The organism is Sporosarcina sp. Y352 (genome assembly GCF_056786535.1).
The window spans coordinates 194148-211837 of sequence record NZ_JBXCJE010000003.1; the positions used below are offsets into that span (position 1 = coordinate 194148).

Consider the following 17690-nt stretch of genomic DNA (forward strand, 5'->3'; position numbering starts at 1 on the left):
GAACTAAAAAAAAGGTTAAATATTTATTTTGAGGCAAGCATACAGGTATGTCTAGATTGTAAAGGTATAATTTACCTCGAAAAAAATGCAGTTCCTGGTATTGGAACTGCATTTTTCATGATTATTTATTCTTGTTTTTTTTACCATAAGTAGTTACTTGTACATTCTCGTCGCCCCGAATTTCAACATTGCTTCCTTCAATAATCACTTCTTTAACTTTCGTACCTTTAAAGTCGATGATTGTAGCAGCGTCTTTTTTCGGCTTAATTTCTACTGTTGTATTTTCAAACCCTTCCCCATGGAATTCTGCATATTCACCTGTGAACACAACACCATTTTTAATGTTTGATGCTGCATCGAGTGAAACTGATACACTTGGATCATGGATCATTAGTTTTCCAGTAAAGTAATCCTGATAATCATATACTTTTTCAGGAGTAATCGTTTCTTCATCTGCTTCTTCTTCCGTTTCGTTATTTACCGTAGTAACGAATTCCATATCCCAGTAAATGTCGGAACTTGTCGGACGGTCCTGGTGAACTTCTGCAGCTAAAACGTTTGTACCCTCAACTAGGTGAGCTAAATCTTCTGCATCTAATGTAAATGTTTCATATCTACTTTCATCCGCAACATTTGATCCTCTTAAATCTGATAAATATTTGTCATAACCAATTTCGCCTTCAGGTAAGTTATGTCTGCCAATTTCTTGACCATTCAAGTAAAGAATAACACTATCGTCAATTCCGAAATTAATGTTAGCCATATCACCAATCTTAGATAAATCCTCTACTTCAAATGTTGTTCTGAAATAGTAAGTTGGAATTTTATTACTTGAGTCTGGACCATAGCCAATCACTGTATTCACACTACCGAACATTGGACGATTTTCTGATGCTGAGTATCCAAGTGGTGCTAATCCACCCTTCCAGTTACTATCATCGAAATCTGGCGCTCTCCATGCTGTGCCTTGATTCGATCCATCATCAAGATATTTCCAGGTACTCCATTTTTCAAAAATAGTTTGTTCTGCATGCTCAACGATTTCAAGAGTTAGCTTCTTTGTTGTAAATGTTTTCCCTTCATTTTCTACTTCTGCCCACACCTGCACCTCACCAGGCTTAACATCTGCTTCAACGGTTACTTTTCCATCTTGAGAAATAGAAAGTTGACCTTCTGGATTTGTTTTATACGTAATATCATCGTGAGTAACATCGTACACGCCACCATTAACATTTTCACCTGTTACGTTGAGTGAAACTTCTGGATAGAATGTGGATGGTTTTGTTGGAACTACATTACCCGATGCTTCAAGAGAAACGGACTCAAGTGCCGGAAGTACAATTTCAATTGAAGGATCTTTTACAATTTTATACGTATCTGTTACTTCCATTGTATCTACGCGATAAGTCGTAAATTCTAAACTAGTTGGAGTTACTTCGATATTCGTAAATGTAGGCGTTCTTAATTGCGCTCTTTCAGCTGAATAAAATTCAGGGTCTTTTAAAGTATAATATTTACTACCACTTGAAGAGTTTGCAGTTAAAAATAAAGTACCGTCAGGATTAATGACACTTTCATCTTCGTCAATCATTTGACTTTTAAGCGGTTGAAGATTCTTCATTTGATAGGTTCTTACGTAAGAATGATCATGTCCCGATAATACGGCGTCTATATCTAATTCATCAATCGTTGGTACAAGGTCTTCTCTAAATTTAATAATGCTTGATGATAGAGAATGGTTTGCTGCACTATACATGGAATGATGAAATACAACAATCTTCCATTTTACATCTGGATTTGCCGCAACTGTTTCTTTCATAAATTGAGCATGTTCTGTTGCGTTTTTGTTATTTGAATTCAAGTTCATGATAAGCGTATCGCCATTTGTGAAATAATAATCTCCACCAGCACTATTTGAATTGCCTAGTTCTGGATTTTGATTAGGCGTATTAAAATGATATTCATAGGTTTTAGAGGTATCATGGTTACCAATTGTTGTTGCAGTAGGATATTGTTTCAGTTCTTCTGGTGCAAAATATCCTGTGTACTCTTCTTCAGAGTCTGCTTTATTTACTTGATCCCCTGCTGATTGTATAAAGCTCGTATTCGGAAATTTTTCAATTGCTTTATTTAACGTGTTTACCCATCCAGCTGTGTCACTAGGAATATTACCTGATGAACCTATTTGTGGGTCCCCAGTGAATAGGAAATTATATGAATCTGTTTCCTGAGTATTAAAGCTATACGTTTCTGACCATTTTCCATTGCCATCGCCTAAACGATAGACGTATTCTGATGAACCTTCAATATCTGTAATCGTTTCTTCATTCGCTTGGTATCCTGAAGATGCTTCTGCTAGAGTCGCTTCTACTAATTTTGTGTTTTCGAGATTGCCATCTACTACCTTCGCATATTCAATCACACCCGGTACATCCGTTTTTGGAGAATACCAAGAGAAATTGCGTGCTGTTTCATCTGCCCCTGGAGCAAAAGAAATATAAGATGCATCATAGACAGCTGGGTCCACATAGATTGATTTAAATTCCATGTCGAAAAATACATCCGAGCTAGATGGTCTGTCCTGATGTACTTCAACAGCAAGTACATTCGTACCCTCTACGATGTAGGACATTTGATCTGCAGTTATATTAAATGTTTTATCGTTGTTTTCATCTGCATCGTTAAATCCAAAATCCTGAACGTAATCGTCAAATTTAATCTCTTGATCTTCAGGAAGATTAAATCTGGCAATCTCATTTCCATTTAGATAAATAATAGCACCATCATCTATACCTGCTGTGATTAAACCTGAAGTACTGATTTCAGATAAATCTTCCACTTCAAATGTCGTTCTGAAATAGGATGTTGCATGCTTGTTACCTGAATCGCTACCATATTCAATAATTGTAGCAATATTACCAAATGTACCGTGATCCTCACTTGCGGGATAGCCTAATGGTGCAACTCCGCTTTTCCATTCGCCATCATCTAAATCCTTTTCCTTCCATGCCGTACCTTGATCCGTTCCATCATCAAGATATTTCCAGGCGCTTGCTCTTTCTAGTAAAAGCTGGTTTGACTGTGCTTCAGCTTCTTCTGCTGCGGCTGTTCCTACAAATGGACTTAAGTTTGAAAGTACCATTAATAATACGAGGACAACTGAAAAAAAACGAGGCAATGATTTGTTTTCCTTCATTACAGATACCATGCTTCCAACACTCCATTCTATTATTTTTCCGGTCCGAGATTAGTCGGAACGTACGCCTGTAACATTAATGGAGTATTGTTAAAAATTTGTTCGTTAAATGTTAAGTTTTCGTAAAAGTCGAATAATCAGGAATTTATTCCTTAGTACTGAATCTAGTACTAAAGTAAAAGGTGAATTGATTATTTAATAATAGATTTACTAACAAATACTAGTGAACCCAAGTAACAATTTATCAGAAAAGGTCTTTCATCAGTTCAATAAACTGATGAAAGACCTTTTCTGATAAGTTATTTCCGCAGAATAAAGATTAGTTTTTCCATTACACTATCTGTTACTGATTCCACACTATATAATATCCTACAATTTCATTATCCTTAGTATCTGATCTCGGCAGTTGACCTTGACAGGTAACCTACCGAACGAAGACTACTCTAAATCAAAGTGGGATAAACAAACGATTATCTCCACATAGCCTAAGACACACCCATACTTCCCTACTTGAGGTGGCCGGTGTGTTTACCTGAAATCATGGCTAGACTCGGTCACTAAAGCGATAGGACAACGACGGGTATATATTTGCATGTCACTAAAGAACGGAAACGTGAAGCATCCTCGAAATTTGGTTATCTTATGAGGAAGCAAAAAACCAATCAGGACATGAGTAACTGATTGGTCACATATGCTGGTACTCACATCCAAATTCTGTCACGGCATCAGAATAAAAAAACATCCCACAAAACCATTGATACCACAAGGTTTCAATTCAATTTTACTTCTATGAATTAAAGCGTAGAACAGCGCATACTTCATTATTCAATATGCTCTGAATTTGCAATGACTGTTGCTGCCGCCTTCCCTAGTACCGCAATTGTCCTGTTTAATTCATCTTCAGCGTTCCCGATTCCTCCAAGTTCAACAACGAGGAGAAATGAATCGAGATCCTGATTGTATTTCCCATCTACGCCTGCTCCGTGTTTCATTACTAAGTTACGGGTAATTCCAGGAACAAGAAGTTCCATTTCGTTTTTTAGTAGAACTGCATTTGCACGATTCTGTTTATAGTTCGGGTGTTCCATTCCTATAACAAACGCTACTTTTGCGTATTTTTGGTCATTATGAGAAATTGTAGTTTTCTCTGGACCAACGGAATCCCTATGGAGGTCAATTATCAAATCATACTTTTTTTCTTGTAATTGTTTTTTCACGTGTGGTCTAATTTTTTTATAGGCACCGCTATGAGGCACTTCAACAGCTAACATATCCGTATCAATACCATTAAACAGTAATTGCGTTTGAAGTTTCTCTCCAAACTTTGTAATATTCTCCGTTTGATGTGAGACGGCAATTTTACCATTTTTCGCATGTGTAACAGGCTTATACGCCTCGTGCGAATGTGTAAAATACAGCAGCGCTTTTGCTTTTTCTTCCGTCACTTGAATCGTTTCCTCTTCCATAATATTTGCGGCGTATACCATGTATGGAGATTCTTTCACGAGGTTGGAAGATTTCACTGTCTGTCCCTCAGGCAGTGTTGTGATAAACACAGGGAACAGAAAGAGAAATAAAATAAGTGTGCCCCATATTTGCAGTGTCTTTTTCAAATGGCATCCCTCCGTGTTCCAACTATATGCTTTGGAACAGAGGTCAATGACTGTTTTTTATATTGGCAATCCAGGTCGATAATGAATCTGCAAGAGTTTCTGCATATAAAGAAACCCAAGCGTCAATTTCCTTAGGCGAAACGAACGTACGAAGCTCATGATTCGTCAACACTTCTTCAAATAACTGAATACGATCTTCATGTGGCCATGTTGCCCAATCACCGAAAATCGGAAGTAAATTTGCCCTGTCAGCATCCTTATTTTCACTATGCAACCACGGTGATACAGAAAGGCGTGATGATGGACTGTTTTTTTCTTCGATTTTGGATGCAATATAACCAAACATTGTATTTATAGCATCCGCTATTAGAACTGGACCATCAACTACTGTTGGGATGCCAATAGCTATGACGGGAATACCTAGCATATCCTGTGATATTTCTTTTCGACTATTACCAACCCCTGAACCCGGATGTATACCCGTATCCGTCAATTGAATCGTACGGCACAATCTCGAGCTATCCCTTGCAGCAAGTGCATCTATTACAATTAGTAAGTCGGGTTTTATTTCATTGGTGACGGCTTTTACAAAGTCTGCTGTTTCCAGACCCGTTTGAATTGTCACTCCGGGCGCATATACAAATACCTCACTGCCTTCATCAGAATAATAGTCAGGTACAATTCCCCGTAGCCGATCCATTGTCAGTGGCCCGACCGCATCAGGTGTGATATCGCGATTACCTAGTCCTATTAAGAGTATCTTTCCTGTTTTAAGCGACACTACATCCGCAAGCATTTCATCCAGTTTTTGAATCAGCACCCTGGACATGTCAGCAAGTCCTTCCTGATCATCAGCTGTAAGTGCCGGAACTGTCAGTGTAATATATGTTCCTTTTTTCTTTCCAATCTTTTTTTCTCCTTGTGCATCAACGGTTACAGATGTCAAGATGACCCGTCCTAATCTTGATTCACCGAATAGTACACCCTCCGATTCCTTCAACCGGTTTTTTTCACTTGCTGTTCGGTGGCGAACCATTTCCTCACTTTCATCCACAAGATCCGTTCTATAAAAATCGAACTTCTCCATATAATCACCTCACTTTCAAGTTTGTGCGATGTTCCATGAAAGTATTCTTTATTCTCATATTATTTACATTTACCTGGTGGCTCGACTTTTTGCGAGCGACTTGTAAACTTGTCTAGGCTAAACTCTTCTACCTAATCCCTCGAGTCGCTTCAGTCCATAAGGCAAAAGCAAAGAACACCTAGGCTAAAAGCATTTCCGTACTTATCATGGCTGAACAAGTACACAGCACTTTTGTTCTTGCAATCTCGCGCTAAATTTGATAAAATAATGCTTGTTGTGAAAGAGATATCCGAAACTTCGTGGAAACACTCTTGCCTTACCTGAAACTGGAGGTGAATGAAATGCCAAACATTAAATCTGCAATCAAACGCGTAAAACAAAGCAATGCTGCAAACGAGCAAAACTCGAATGTAAAACACGCAATGCGTACAGCTGTACGTAAAGCTGAAACAGCTCTTGACGCTAAAGACGAAAACGCTACTGGCTTACTAAGAGATGCAATCAAAAAAATGGATACAGCTGCACGTAAAGGCCTTATCCATAAAAATACTGCATCACGTCAAAAAGCACGTCTTACTAAAAAAGCACTTTAATTTTCATACTAAAAAAGGCCGCCCGATTTTTGGACGACCTTTTTTTTTGCATTATATATCTTCCAAATTGGATACTATGCATAAGCATAGTTCAGAAAACAGTCCTGTTAGGAAGGATTGAACTGCATTCTGCTCGGGCATGCGACGCGGCTCCCTTAGACTTCCTACCACTCCACAGACACCTGCACTATTCTTACGTCATTTCCTTAGAGGTTCCATAAAGAACAATTCCAATATCCGTTCCCTTTTTCCACTTGAGGTTTTCAGTTTGTAGTCGATACCTGCAAGTTTATTCAAAATGACGAGCAATCGTTCCGAACTTGGCAGCCCCCTGTTTTCCATCATTAGTTTTACCCTGTATGGATGAACACTTAACGTTTTTGCAATTTGATGCTGCTGATAGCCCTTTTTTTGTAGCAAGCCAACATGTACCATGAGCCTTACTTGACTAGCAATAAGAGATGTCAACATAATTGGTTCCTCACCATTGCGTAGTAAATCACGATAGATTGCAACAGTATTCGATACTTTTCCAGTGACGTAAGCATCTGTTAAACGGAAGACATCTATTTCTGGCGTTCGCGGTACAAGTGACTCAATCACATCTGCTGTGATAGCACCTTCCCCGTTCAAATATGTAGTCATTTTAATGATTTCGGATGACAAGGTCAACAAGTCATCCCCTGCCATTTTCACAAGGAATTCTGAGTCGTCCGGGCTGATTCTGGAACCATTTGTACTTACCTCCTGTTGAATCCAGGTAAAAAGATCTTTTCCCTGCAGTCTTTTTGATTCGATAACAGTGGCATGTTCTTTCATTATTTTCGTAATTCTTTTTCTAGCGTCAAGTTTTTCATACGGTGCTATAAATACAACTGTCGCTGTCGGAGAAGGGTTTGCAAGCCACGTCTCCAGCAGCGTTAAATTATGCGTCACTTTTTCCCGTGTTTTATCTTGCGCTTTTAGAAAAGAGGCATTACCTGCAATGATTAACTTGCGATCTTCCAGGAATGGCAGTGTATCAGCTTCCTCGATAACCACTTCAACTGGTGTCTCGTCTAAATCAAAACGTATGACGGAGCCTTCATCAATATCAGGTAATGCTTTTTTTAGTCGGCTAATTGTTGAGTCGAATAAATGCTGTTCGAGCCCGGTCAATAGATAGACAGGTTCGATTTCTCCTGCGGCTATTTTCTTCCAAATTGCAGTCGCCACATTATTCACCTCTTCCCTTTAAATGCTTTACAATTATACAGTATAGCAAATCATTGGTGAACAAATTGTGTCATATACACTCATTCACATATAAAAAGTTGATAGCTATGGATTTTAACCATGAAATCATCTATACTATAATGGAATCAGGAGGTGTAGCAATGAATGAGTTTGAGCATGATGTACAGTCCAAACGTAATGATCTAATCGATTCAGGAATCGGCTTCATAGTCGCTTTCGTAGCATTTTCAGCAATTTTTGTTGTTGCTACAATAATCGACTTCATCGCTAGTTAATAGGTTTGTATGAAAAAGGACACCACATCCTATCCAGGATGCAGTGTCCTTTTTCATTCTGTCATATCTGTGATTTCAAAACGGTCTTTTTTTTGAATGACAGTAATAGACCCAGATTCAGCTGTTGACATCGTCCGCAACCCATGTTTTCTAAATGTCTCAACGACTTCTGGATGGGGGTGTCCATATCTACTGTTCCTACCTGCAGAAAAAATCGTTAACTCAGGTTGCAGCGCATGGACAAACGGTTCCGAACTTGATGTCTTGCTGCCGTGGTGACCCGCTTTCAAAATGATAGTTCCAAAATTGGAATTACCGTACTTGCGAAGAATTTGTTTTTCCCCCTCTAGTTCCAGATCTCCTGTAAATAAAAAAGAAAGTCCAGCTGTCTTTAGGAATAATACAAGTGAACTTGAATTCCCCTCATACTTTCCCTCTTTTGGTGCTATATAATGAAATGATGATTGTCCTTCATTCCACGAAACGCCTTCCTTCATTGATAGAATTGGAATCCTCTTCTCTTTTGCAATCCACTTTACATCTTTCATAGCTATTTCCATTTCACTTCCTGGTGAAATATGAATTTCCTTAACGCTTACCTCTTTTAAAACTTCATCCGCCCCTTCCACATGATCTGAATCGGCATGAGTAATTATCATTTTATTAATCGTTGTAATACCGCTCCCTTTCAAAAAAGGGACGACGATTTTTCTACCAACTTCAAATTTTTTTACAGGTATTTTCCAATTTGGTTCTCCAAATGTGATAGTTCCACCTGCATCAATAACATACACGGCCCTCCGATAAGGCATTTCGATAACGATACTATCCCCTTGACCCACATCCAAAAAGGTTACTTTCAAAGAACCATCCATATATGGAACAACATGGATGAATAATGCAGGTACGATTACCAAAGGCAAAGAGCGAATAGCCTTTGAACCCTCTTCACAACGGATAAAAAACAATAACACGCCCACAAAAGCTATAAAGGCACATAATTCATTTGGTTTTCCAGGTGTCCATAATTGATACGGTAAGGATGCAATCCAACTTGTTATCACGCCTACTGTTTCTCTGAAAGGCACATATAACATGAATAACACATCAGCTACTTTTGGCAAGAGAAATGTCATGAAGAGAAGAATAATATTTGCCGGTAAAATAATGATTGAATACAAGGGAACGTATGCAAGATTGACGACGAATGATGAAATAGATAGCTCATAAAAGTGTATAAGCAGTACGGGATACAATGACAGTTGACTAATTGAAGTGACGAGGAATGATACACCTAAAGCAGTCTTTGCTTTAGATAGGATACCCGAAGAATAGACAAGTGAACAAGCCGCTAAATAGGACAGTTGAAAACCCGGCTGGAACAGAACGAATGGTTGATATATAAGAAAACAAACTGCACTTATCGCAAGAGCATCATCAAGCCTCATCCTTACCCTCCCTGAAGAAGCCAGTAGGACGATAATGGTCACTGATACTGCCCGCCACACAGAAGGTGCCCCACCCGCCATAACTGCGTAAAGAGGCAGCAAGACCATTATCAGTGTGTCTATCGTTTCTCTTCTTACCGATGCCCTGATTAATAATTCCCGTAGCATAAACGTCAATAACCCTACATGAAGCCCTGAAATTGCAAATAAATGAGTAATACCAAGTGTCCTATAATTTGCAGCTAGGTCTTCATCCATCCCACTGCGATCTCCAATCAACAACGCCTCTGCCTCTACTATGAGTGTTTTCGGAAATGTAGCCTCGATATGATTTTTCACTTTCCATCTATGATTGGATAGACTGGTCCTGAAATCCGACTTCTTGACTGCTTGAATCATTGTCTCTGATTCAAATATTGCTGATGCACCATACATTTTCATATATTTCAACATATTAAAAGAATAGTCATGCGATGGAATATCAGGTTCGCGATATGAACCCGACATCGTAAATGTCACTGATGGAATATTCATTTTAAGGAATTGGTTTTTTTCCTGTTCACTTTCAATCGAATAGATGGCGTAAATCGTTGCCCCTGAAGAAGTCTTGGCAAAACCTTTTATTTTAGCACCGTCAACTTTTACATTCTCGGTCCAATTGAAGGAAAGGGTTGCATCACCGGTTTCTTGAATGATAGGGATTGTTGCTGAGATGTAAAAAAAAGAAGAGATAGCGGCCGCAACCGCGAGGATAGGAGTGAGGAAATCTTCTTTTCTGCTCAAGAAGATAGGAAGTAGAAAAAGATTACAAAGTAACAGATAAGCCGGACCGTATGCAGCAAAAACTGATACGGCTACCGGAATGGCTATATACATAAAACGAACACGGGAAATCATTTGCCGAATAAGTCATCAACCCTTTGCCTGTAAGGGGTAAGTTCCTCATTTTCAATTCCAAGCAATTGCATCTTCTGAAGTATTTCGTTAAAAAGATCTAATTTATTATCGCTGGAAAAGTCGACTTTCTTTTCATCGAATGAAACATGCTCAACAGTAACTCCTGATTGTTCAAACAACTTTAATGCATATTCGTCATTTTTATAGTCAGTTGCATAAACTACTTGTTTGATACCTGCCTGTATAATTGCTTTGGAACACTGCAGACACGGAAAGTGAGTAACATACAGCGTTGAACCGGCAACAGGTATACCGTACTTCGAACATTGCAATAACGCGTTCATTTCCGCATGGATTGTTCTTACACAGTGATTGCCAACTACATAGCAACCGTGGTCGATACAATGATCGCCACCCGAAATGGAACCGTTATAGCCGCCTGCTATGATGCGGTTATCCCTAACAATTGATGCACCGACAGAAAGTCTGGTACAAGTACTCCGTAACGCTAATAGATGGCACTGGGCCATGAAGAACTGGTCCCATGTTATTCGCTCCATTTGAATGCCTCCAATACTTTTTTCGTTCGGTACAGTCAAGAAGAAATGACCTCCCGATCAATTCACTGTAATTTGTGATTCTAGTTTTTCAAATGTTTTCTGACCAATTCCAGATATATCCATTAATGCTTCAGGAGATTGAAAAAGTCCATTATCCGTTCGGTACTGGATAATTGCTGCAGCTTTCGACGGACCTATTCCAGGGATAGTCATCAATTCTTTTTCGTCTGCTGTATTAATATTGATTTTCCCGTCACTTTGTTGAGCACTTATCTCGTTAGTTGCTACAACGGGCATCTCAATTAGGTCTTCTCCTTCAATCGGTACATAGATAACATACTCGTCCGCTAGTTTCATGGCATGATTTAACATGCGGGAATCGGCTTTTGGCAAATAACCACCTGCCGCATTGATAGCGTCAATCAGACGATCACCATCTTGCATTGCGTAAACACCCGGGTTCTGGACTGCCCCTTTTACGTCGACAACGACGACAACAGGAGTGATTGGAATAGTCGTTTCCTCTACTTCTACTTTTTCATTATGTTCTTTAGTCAATTCAGGGTATGGGTTTTGATCGCTCATGACAAACTCAGTGTTGTCAGCCTGTCCTTTGGGATAGAACAGAAAAGCGGCTAGTACAGCGATTGCTGCGATGGGGGTGATAATCTTACGCCATTTACCGGATACAAACGAAAGAAACAGAACGTTCACCCTTTCCTCGGCGGCATCCAAATGGAGTTCCTTCAACTATAGTTGAAAGAACTCCATTTGAAAAGGGTTATTTTCGCACTTGGAAAAATATTCGTTCACTTTCTTCATGCGGAGCCTCATCTTCCCAATCAGCAAAAATCCGCTCTATTTGAAAGCCCGTGTCCATCAACATATTTGCGTATTCAGCAACCGGAAATGTACGTTGCATATGGACCTCATCGAAACGTCTAAATAATTCATTATCACCCTTGACGAAGAAGGCCAGTTCCGAATAAACGGAGTGGATGTCTTCCCCTTCTTCTGCTTCCCATATGTATGCAATTCGACCATTATCAAATGTAAATGGGCCTTCCATAAAAATTACGTCTGTTTTAAAGGTGGAATGCACATCAAAAATTAGTTTTCCGCCAACTGCAAGAGCCGAATGGATATGCTTGAATGTAGATACCACATCTTCACGGTTTTGCAAATAATTTAACGAATCAATTGCGATAACGGCAATATCAAAATCTGTAAAACCTTTTAGTTGTTGCATTGGCTGTTCGAAAAATTGCAGAGATAAAGAAAGAGACCGAGCTCGTTCTTCCGCTACATTTAACATGTCAGCGGAAAGATCGATTCCAGTCACTTGTGCTCCTTGCTTTGCAAGCTTCACAGATAAAAGACCTGTTCCACATCCGATATCCAATACACGTTTGCCGGCAATTCCCCCTGCCGCTACATCGATTAACTCGATGTAGGCGTCATAAGGTATTTCGGTCATCAGTTCATCGTAGACAGAAGCGAATTCGGAATAAGAACGGTTCATTTTTCTGTAGCCATATCGAGCGTAGGAGCGTCTCCCCACAGCTTTTCAAGGTTGTAATAGCCTCGTTCATCTTTATGGAATACATGGACAACTACATCGCCAAGATCGACGAGAACCCATCTTGCCATATCCATACCTTCAATTCTTCTAGATGCGAATCCTGCTTCAGCAGCTTTGTCAGCAACTTCTTTCGCAATTGCTTGTACTTGGCGCCCTGAATTCGCGTGACAGATAATGAATTGGTCCGCGATTAGCGATACCCCTTCCATATTCAGTACTACGATGTCTTCACCTTTTTTATCGTCAATCGCTCTATAAGCTGTTTCTAATAATGTAGTCATAACTTCACTGTTCCCTTCTTATTAACTCATTGTAACAGTCTAACGAGTCCGGATAAACGGGAACTCTTTTATTCACTAGAAATTGCACCGACTGATAGATGCAAGCCTCCATTGTTAGATCAAGATCCTTTTCAGCCATATCTCTTAAATCGTCTACCCCAGAAAAACTGCGTCCAGGTTCAATCATATCTGAAATATAGATGAGTTTCTCAAGCAGGGACATATTTGCCCGACCGGTTGTATGATAACGAATTGCGTTCAAAATGTCCAGGTCTGTAATTCCAAATTCATCCCGGGCTATGATTGCACCGACTGGAGCATGCCACAATTCATGATGAAATGAATACAGCCGAGGATCCCCGTTGTCCATTTCAAGTTTGCCCAGAAGAGCCGATTTGTCCATGAATTTGGCGATGTCATGAAATAGTGCTGCCTGCTCCGCTTTTTGCACTGAAATTTGATATTTTTCAGCCAGTCTTTTCGCTGTCTCTGTTACGCGTAGTACATGTTCAAAACGTTCTTTCGGCATACGGTTAGAGATTTCTTTCTTCAGCTGGGCAACTTCCATACAATCCCTCCTCTCGAATAAACAATTCAACTATAGGTGGAATTAGAAATTGTACGGTCCCGTTTACGGTGAAGCGCTGCCTTATCAAAGTTGAAGATAATTCAATTTGTGGAGTATCCACCATGATGATTGGAAAATCAGTTTCCCCGATAGAACCTGGTCGACCAATACCCACTAAATTGACAATCGTGACGAATTCTTCAATCCGGTACCATTTCGACAATATATCAATATTATCCCCGCCAATGATAAAATAAAACTCAACATTCGGTTCTTTTTTTGTCAATTGTTCCATGGTATCAAACGTATAGGAAATTCCGCCCCGGTCCACTTCAAAAGCAGATGCGGTTAATCCTTGTAAATCCTTTACTGCAAGGTTCACCATTCGTAATCGTTGGTCAGCAGTTGCATCACCTGGAGCCTTTTTATGAGGTGGAATTGCTGTTGGCATTAGCCGAACTTCATCTAGCCCCAGTGCATGTTTCACTTCATTTGCAACGATTAGATGGCCGATGTGAGGCGGATTGAATGTGCCGCCAAGTACGCCAACCTTTTTCATTTGTCTCTTACCTCCTTATGGAAGTTCGATCCGTTTTTTCTCTACAGATTCTTTATATAAAACGATAATTTTTCCGATTTCTTGAACAACTTCAATTCCTGCTTGTTCTTCAAGTTTTGCAGCTATTTCTTTTTTGTCTTGTTCGCAGTTTTGTAAAATCGTTACTTTGATTAATTCTTTTGCTTCAAGCGCTTCTTCAATTTGTGTAATAACCGATGCTGTCAAACCACTTTTGCCAATATGGACATGTGGTTGTAAACGATTCGATTCGCTGCGAAGAAAGCTTTTTTGTTTGTTAGTTAACATGATTATCCTCCAAGAGTTGTCGTTATTTTTTCAATCATTAATCCTGTATCGGGTCGTATTTCTGTCCAAGTCTCAAACGCGAGCGCTCCTTGATGGACAAACATACCTACCCCATTTAGCGTATGTGCTCCTCTTTTACGGGCTTCTAAAAGAAAATCCGTTTCAAGTGGGTTGTATATAATATCTGCAACAACAGTTCCTTCAGAAACATTGTCCATACTTAGAGGCATACCTTTTTGAGCAAAGTTCATCCCCACGGAAGTTGTTTGTATAATCAAACCGAATTCGGAAAGAGACAATTCTGCCTCTTCAAACGATAATACAGTCGAATCGGAAAGTTCTGTTGCTAATTTCTCGGCCTTTTCAAGCGTTCGATTCACAAAAAAGATAGGACCGTATCCCGCAGAGTCTAGGGCAAAGGCGATACCGCGTGCAGCGCCACCCGCTCCAATTACGAGAACTTTTTTGTCCTTGCACTGCATGCCATAAGCTTCTTCCAACGAACGGACAAATCCCTTACCGTCCGTATTGGAGCCCACTAGAGTGCCATCTCCAAGAACGTGAACTGTATTCACTGCATTCATCTGCTCGGCGGATGAATCCAACTGATTTAGGAATGGAATAATAGCGCTTTTATGGGGAACTGTAACGTTCCAACCCGAGCACCCTAAGTTTTTCAAACCCTCCACCGCTTCACGAAGTCTTTCTGTAGTCACGTGGATAGGAATATAGGTTGCATTAATACCTTGATCATTAAACCATGTTTCATGCATATTCGGTGACATTGATTGAGCGATTGGATCTCCAATAACTGCATACCACTTTTTCACAGCAAGCTCCTCCTTAGATTAATGAAGGGCGTAGCACGACATCTACCCCACGCGGCGCATGAACAGCGACCACAACATCTGGATGTTGTATTGTAATCCAGCCTAGGCCAGAAATAACAATATCCGTTTTCGCTTTTTTAATCGAGAATTCATGACGGACAAATGGCGGCAGCGTCTCAAGTGATTCCCCGGATGGCGGTGATAGCATCCCGCCGAGGTGCTCTTTGTACAAAGCATCTGCATTTGATAGCTTCGTCCGGTGAATTGTTAATTCATTTGAAACATGAATTGTGAACGAAGAGCGAGCACCGGAAATAAAGTCGAATCGAGACAGACCACCTATGTACAATGTCTGTTCGGCGTTAAGCTGAAATACTTTCGGTTTTAGTTCTTTTTTAGGTGTAATTGCTTTCAAATCATTTGCATCCAAGTGATGCGCAATCTGATGGTTATTTATGATACCGGGTGTATCGTAGATTGCTTTACCATCTTCAAACGGGATTTCTACAAGGTCTAAAGTAGTTCCTGGGAAATGGGATGTCGTAATAACTTCCCCAATACCAGTAGCACCTTTGATGATTCGATTGATAAACGTTGATTTTCCAACGTTTGTACAGCCGACAACGTAGACATCCTTACCACGACGATATTTATCAATTGCCTCGAGTGCTTCTTCCATCCCTTGTCCTTTATGAGCCGAGACAAGCAATACGTCAACAGGTTTTAGCCCAAGCTTTGACGCTTCAGCTTTCATCCAATTGATAAGTCGGTTCGGATTTATTGATTTCGGTAAGATGTCAGCTTTATTACCGATTAATAAAATATCTTTGTCACCTACGAAGCGGTGCAATCCATTAATCCAACTGCCATTGAAATCGAATATGTCAACGATTTTTACGACTAATCCATTTTTTTGTCCAATGCCATTTAAAATGGCTAGGAAATCATCCCCTGATAAAGATACAGGTTGCAATTCATTATAATTGCGCAGCCTGAAACAACGCTTACAGATAACGTCTTCTTTTTCTAAAGAAGCTGGTGGTGTAAAGCCTTCCAATTTCGGGTCTTCCGTTTGGATTGTAATTCCACAACCGATACATTTAATTTCTTCCAAGCTTATTCCTCCCACTTAATCAAGCCACGGCGTTTCAGCCCGGCCATGATCTTTCTTTCAATCTTCCTGTTGAACTTCGTGATAGCTGCGTCTGATGATGCAACCGGGACTACAAGTATCGTATGCAAACCACTTCTATTGCCGCCAAGTATATCTGTCAACAACTGGTCACCAATGACGACCACTTCTTCTTTCCTGAGTTTCATAGTGGAAAGAGCTTTCTGAAATGGTTTTCGAATCGGTTTTCGTGCATCATTTATGAATGCAATGCCTAAGGGTTCACAAAAAGCTTTTACACGCATTTCATTATTATTCGAGACAATTGTCACATTTATTCCGGTTTCTTGCATCGTTTTCATCCACAAAATAATTTCGGGTGTTGCATCCGGTCTGTCCCACGCAACAAGCGTATTATCCAGGTCCGTTATGATCCCTTTGATTCCTCTAGCCTTCAGTGCTTCGGGCAGAATCTGAAAAATGTCTTTAACAAATTCATCTGGCAAAAAATACTTGTACACGATATCCACTCCGATTTGGTACTTTATCTGAAACGATTATAACATAACAACGCGTAAGGCATACATTGATAAGAAAAACGAAAACGGTCTACTTAAAATCTGCGTGAATCTCCGATAGAATCTGGACACGAGATCGGAAGTTAAATCAGGACATACATTATCGCCTGTCCGACTAAAAAAACGGTGATACGGCAAGACCCGACCGCATATGCTGTCATACAACGACACAGGAGGTGGCCCGATGAGCGGGTTTGTCATGGCGATTGTCCAGCTGTGGCTCGAAGTTCCTGCGGTGATCGGTTATATTCGAGGGCAGGCATTCCAGCGGCCCTTATCGAAAGAGGAAGAAGCAGCTTGTCTGCAACGTCTTGCAGAAGGCGACGAGGATGCACGCGACGAATTAATTGAACGCAACATGCGGCTCGTTGCCCACATAGTAAAAAAGTTTCATCCGAAACACGAATTGCTGGATGATTATATCTCAATCGGAACAATTGGACTTATGAAAGCGGTGAACAGTTTCACACCGGACCGAAAAACGAAACTGGCAACCTACGCCGCACGCTGTATTGAAAATGAAATACTCATGTATTTACGAACGCAGAAAAAAGTGCAAAAAGACGTTTCACTTTTCGATCCGATCGGCATGGATAAAGATGGTCAATCATTACAAATTGCTGATTTGCTGCAAACGGATGATGAATCCCCGATTGACGCAGTCGAGCAGAAAGAACGAAAAGAAAGGCTGTATAGACACCTTGGTAAACTGGATGGCCGTGAACTTGAAATCATTCAAAGACGGTACGGTCTACTCGATGATAAGCCAATGACGCAAAAAGAGATCGCAGAACAACTCGACATTTCAAGGAGTTACGTCTCCCGAATAGAAAAACGCGCAATCGTAAAATTGTACCAGTTATTCAAACACGAATACAACGAATGAAAATCGGAAGGCGCCTGAAAAAAAGAAGGCAGTCAAAGATCGCCGCGTCCTGCGGCAATAAGGAAGGATGCAGTTCAATCCTTC

18 protein-coding genes and 1 pseudogene are annotated in these 17690 nt (G+C 40.2%); 4 read left to right on the forward strand and 15 right to left on the reverse strand.

The window, feature by feature from the left end:
• Positions 1 to 121: 121 nt before the first annotated feature.
• Positions 122 to 3208: a purple acid phosphatase family protein gene (locus AC1TO6_RS06455; RefSeq protein WP_482100786.1), complete on the reverse strand. Its 3087-nt coding sequence runs from the start codon at positions 3206 to 3208 to the stop codon at positions 122 to 124.
• Between the two features lie 449 nt (positions 3209 to 3657).
• On the opposite strand from AC1TO6_RS06455, the pseudogene AC1TO6_RS06460 reads away from it, so the two are divergent.
• Positions 3658 to 3877: pseudogene (locus tag AC1TO6_RS06460) on the forward strand (tyrosine-type recombinase/integrase); the annotation flags it as partial.
• Between the two features lie 140 nt (positions 3878 to 4017).
• Here AC1TO6_RS06460 and spoIIP read toward each other — a convergent pair.
• Together spoIIP and gpr are read right to left on the reverse strand one after the other, a co-directional pair.
• The gene (gene spoIIP, locus AC1TO6_RS06465; RefSeq protein WP_482100787.1) at positions 4018 to 4809 is read right to left on the reverse strand and encodes a stage II sporulation protein P; all 792 of its coding nucleotides are present in this window, start codon (positions 4807 to 4809) and stop codon (positions 4018 to 4020) included.
• 43 nt (positions 4810 to 4852) lie between these two features.
• Positions 4853 to 5896, reverse strand: a complete 1044-nt coding sequence (gpr, locus tag AC1TO6_RS06470; RefSeq protein ID WP_482100788.1) for a GPR endopeptidase — start codon at positions 5894 to 5896, stop codon at positions 4853 to 4855.
• Positions 5897 to 6237: 341 nt separating this feature from the next.
• Here gpr and rpsT point away from each other — a divergent pair, with 341 nt between their 5' ends.
• Positions 6238 to 6489: a 30S ribosomal protein S20 gene (gene rpsT / locus AC1TO6_RS06475; RefSeq protein WP_482100789.1), complete on the forward strand. Its 252-nt coding sequence runs from the start codon at positions 6238 to 6240 to the stop codon at positions 6487 to 6489.
• A 198-nt stretch (positions 6490 to 6687) separates the two neighbouring features.
• Here the strand turns inward: rpsT and holA are convergent, their stop codons facing one another.
• Positions 6688 to 7704 carry a DNA polymerase III subunit delta gene (gene holA / locus AC1TO6_RS06480; RefSeq protein WP_482100790.1) on the reverse strand — a complete coding sequence of 339 codons (1017 nt, stop codon included), beginning with the start codon at positions 7702 to 7704 and terminating at the stop codon, positions 6688 to 6690.
• A 161-nt stretch (positions 7705 to 7865) separates the two neighbouring features.
• On the opposite strand from holA, the gene AC1TO6_RS06485 reads away from it, so the two are divergent.
• Complete coding sequence (locus tag AC1TO6_RS06485; RefSeq protein ID WP_482100791.1) at positions 7866 to 8000, forward strand: YqzM family protein; 135 nt, start codon at positions 7866 to 7868, stop codon at positions 7998 to 8000.
• Between the two features lie 53 nt (positions 8001 to 8053).
• Here the strand turns inward: AC1TO6_RS06485 and AC1TO6_RS06490 are convergent, their stop codons facing one another.
• The 11 genes from AC1TO6_RS06490 to AC1TO6_RS06540 are packed head-to-tail and all read right to left on the reverse strand — an operon-like array spanning position 8054 to position 16666.
• On the reverse strand, positions 8054 to 10345 hold the full coding sequence (locus AC1TO6_RS06490; RefSeq protein WP_482100792.1) for a DNA internalization-related competence protein ComEC/Rec2: 2292 nt from the start codon (positions 10343 to 10345) through the stop codon (positions 8054 to 8056).
• Positions 10342 to 10905 carry a ComE operon protein 2 gene (locus tag AC1TO6_RS06495; RefSeq protein WP_482101008.1) on the reverse strand — a complete coding sequence of 188 codons (564 nt, stop codon included), beginning with the start codon at positions 10903 to 10905 and terminating at the stop codon, positions 10342 to 10344. Before AC1TO6_RS06495 ends, AC1TO6_RS06490 begins: the two co-directional genes overlap by 4 nt.
• A gap of 57 nt (positions 10906 to 10962) precedes the next feature.
• Entirely contained in the window at positions 10963 to 11640 is a 678-nt protein-coding gene (locus tag AC1TO6_RS06500) for a helix-hairpin-helix domain-containing protein (RefSeq protein ID WP_482100793.1), read from the reverse strand.
• A gap of 46 nt (positions 11641 to 11686) precedes the next feature.
• Positions 11687 to 12427 (reverse strand): class I SAM-dependent DNA methyltransferase, encoded by a 741-nt coding sequence (locus tag AC1TO6_RS06505; protein ID WP_482100794.1) that lies wholly within the window; start codon positions 12425 to 12427, stop codon positions 11687 to 11689.
• Positions 12424 to 12768, reverse strand: a complete 345-nt coding sequence (gene rsfS / locus AC1TO6_RS06510; protein WP_482100795.1) for a ribosome silencing factor — start codon at positions 12766 to 12768, stop codon at positions 12424 to 12426. The genes AC1TO6_RS06505 and rsfS overlap by 4 nt, the downstream gene beginning before the upstream one ends.
• Before the next feature lie 4 nt (positions 12769 to 12772).
• Complete coding sequence (yqeK, locus tag AC1TO6_RS06515; RefSeq protein ID WP_482100796.1) at positions 12773 to 13336, reverse strand: bis(5'-nucleosyl)-tetraphosphatase (symmetrical) YqeK; 564 nt, start codon at positions 13334 to 13336, stop codon at positions 12773 to 12775.
• The gene (locus tag AC1TO6_RS06520; RefSeq protein ID WP_482100797.1) at positions 13302 to 13895 is read right to left on the reverse strand and encodes a nicotinate-nucleotide adenylyltransferase; all 594 of its coding nucleotides are present in this window, start codon (positions 13893 to 13895) and stop codon (positions 13302 to 13304) included. Before AC1TO6_RS06520 ends, yqeK begins: the two co-directional genes overlap by 35 nt.
• A gap of 15 nt (positions 13896 to 13910) precedes the next feature.
• On the reverse strand, positions 13911 to 14201 hold the full coding sequence (gene yhbY / locus AC1TO6_RS06525; protein WP_482100798.1) for a ribosome assembly RNA-binding protein YhbY: 291 nt from the start codon (positions 14199 to 14201) through the stop codon (positions 13911 to 13913).
• Between the two features lie 2 nt (positions 14202 to 14203).
• Positions 14204 to 15031: a shikimate dehydrogenase gene (aroE, locus tag AC1TO6_RS06530; RefSeq protein ID WP_482100799.1), complete on the reverse strand. Its 828-nt coding sequence runs from the start codon at positions 15029 to 15031 to the stop codon at positions 14204 to 14206.
• Positions 15032 to 15044: 13 nt separating this feature from the next.
• Entirely contained in the window at positions 15045 to 16145 is a 1101-nt protein-coding gene (gene yqeH, locus AC1TO6_RS06535) for a ribosome biogenesis GTPase YqeH (protein ID WP_482100800.1), read from the reverse strand.
• Positions 16146 to 16147: 2 nt separating this feature from the next.
• Positions 16148 to 16666 carry a YqeG family HAD IIIA-type phosphatase gene (locus AC1TO6_RS06540; RefSeq protein WP_482101009.1) on the reverse strand — a complete coding sequence of 173 codons (519 nt, stop codon included), beginning with the start codon at positions 16664 to 16666 and terminating at the stop codon, positions 16148 to 16150.
• Positions 16667 to 16904: 238 nt separating this feature from the next.
• Between AC1TO6_RS06540 and sigK the strand changes: the two genes are divergently transcribed.
• On the forward strand, positions 16905 to 17606 hold the full coding sequence (gene sigK / locus AC1TO6_RS06545; protein ID WP_482100801.1) for an RNA polymerase sporulation sigma factor SigK: 702 nt from the start codon (positions 16905 to 16907) through the stop codon (positions 17604 to 17606).
• The last annotated feature ends 84 nt before the right edge of the window (positions 17607 to 17690 follow it).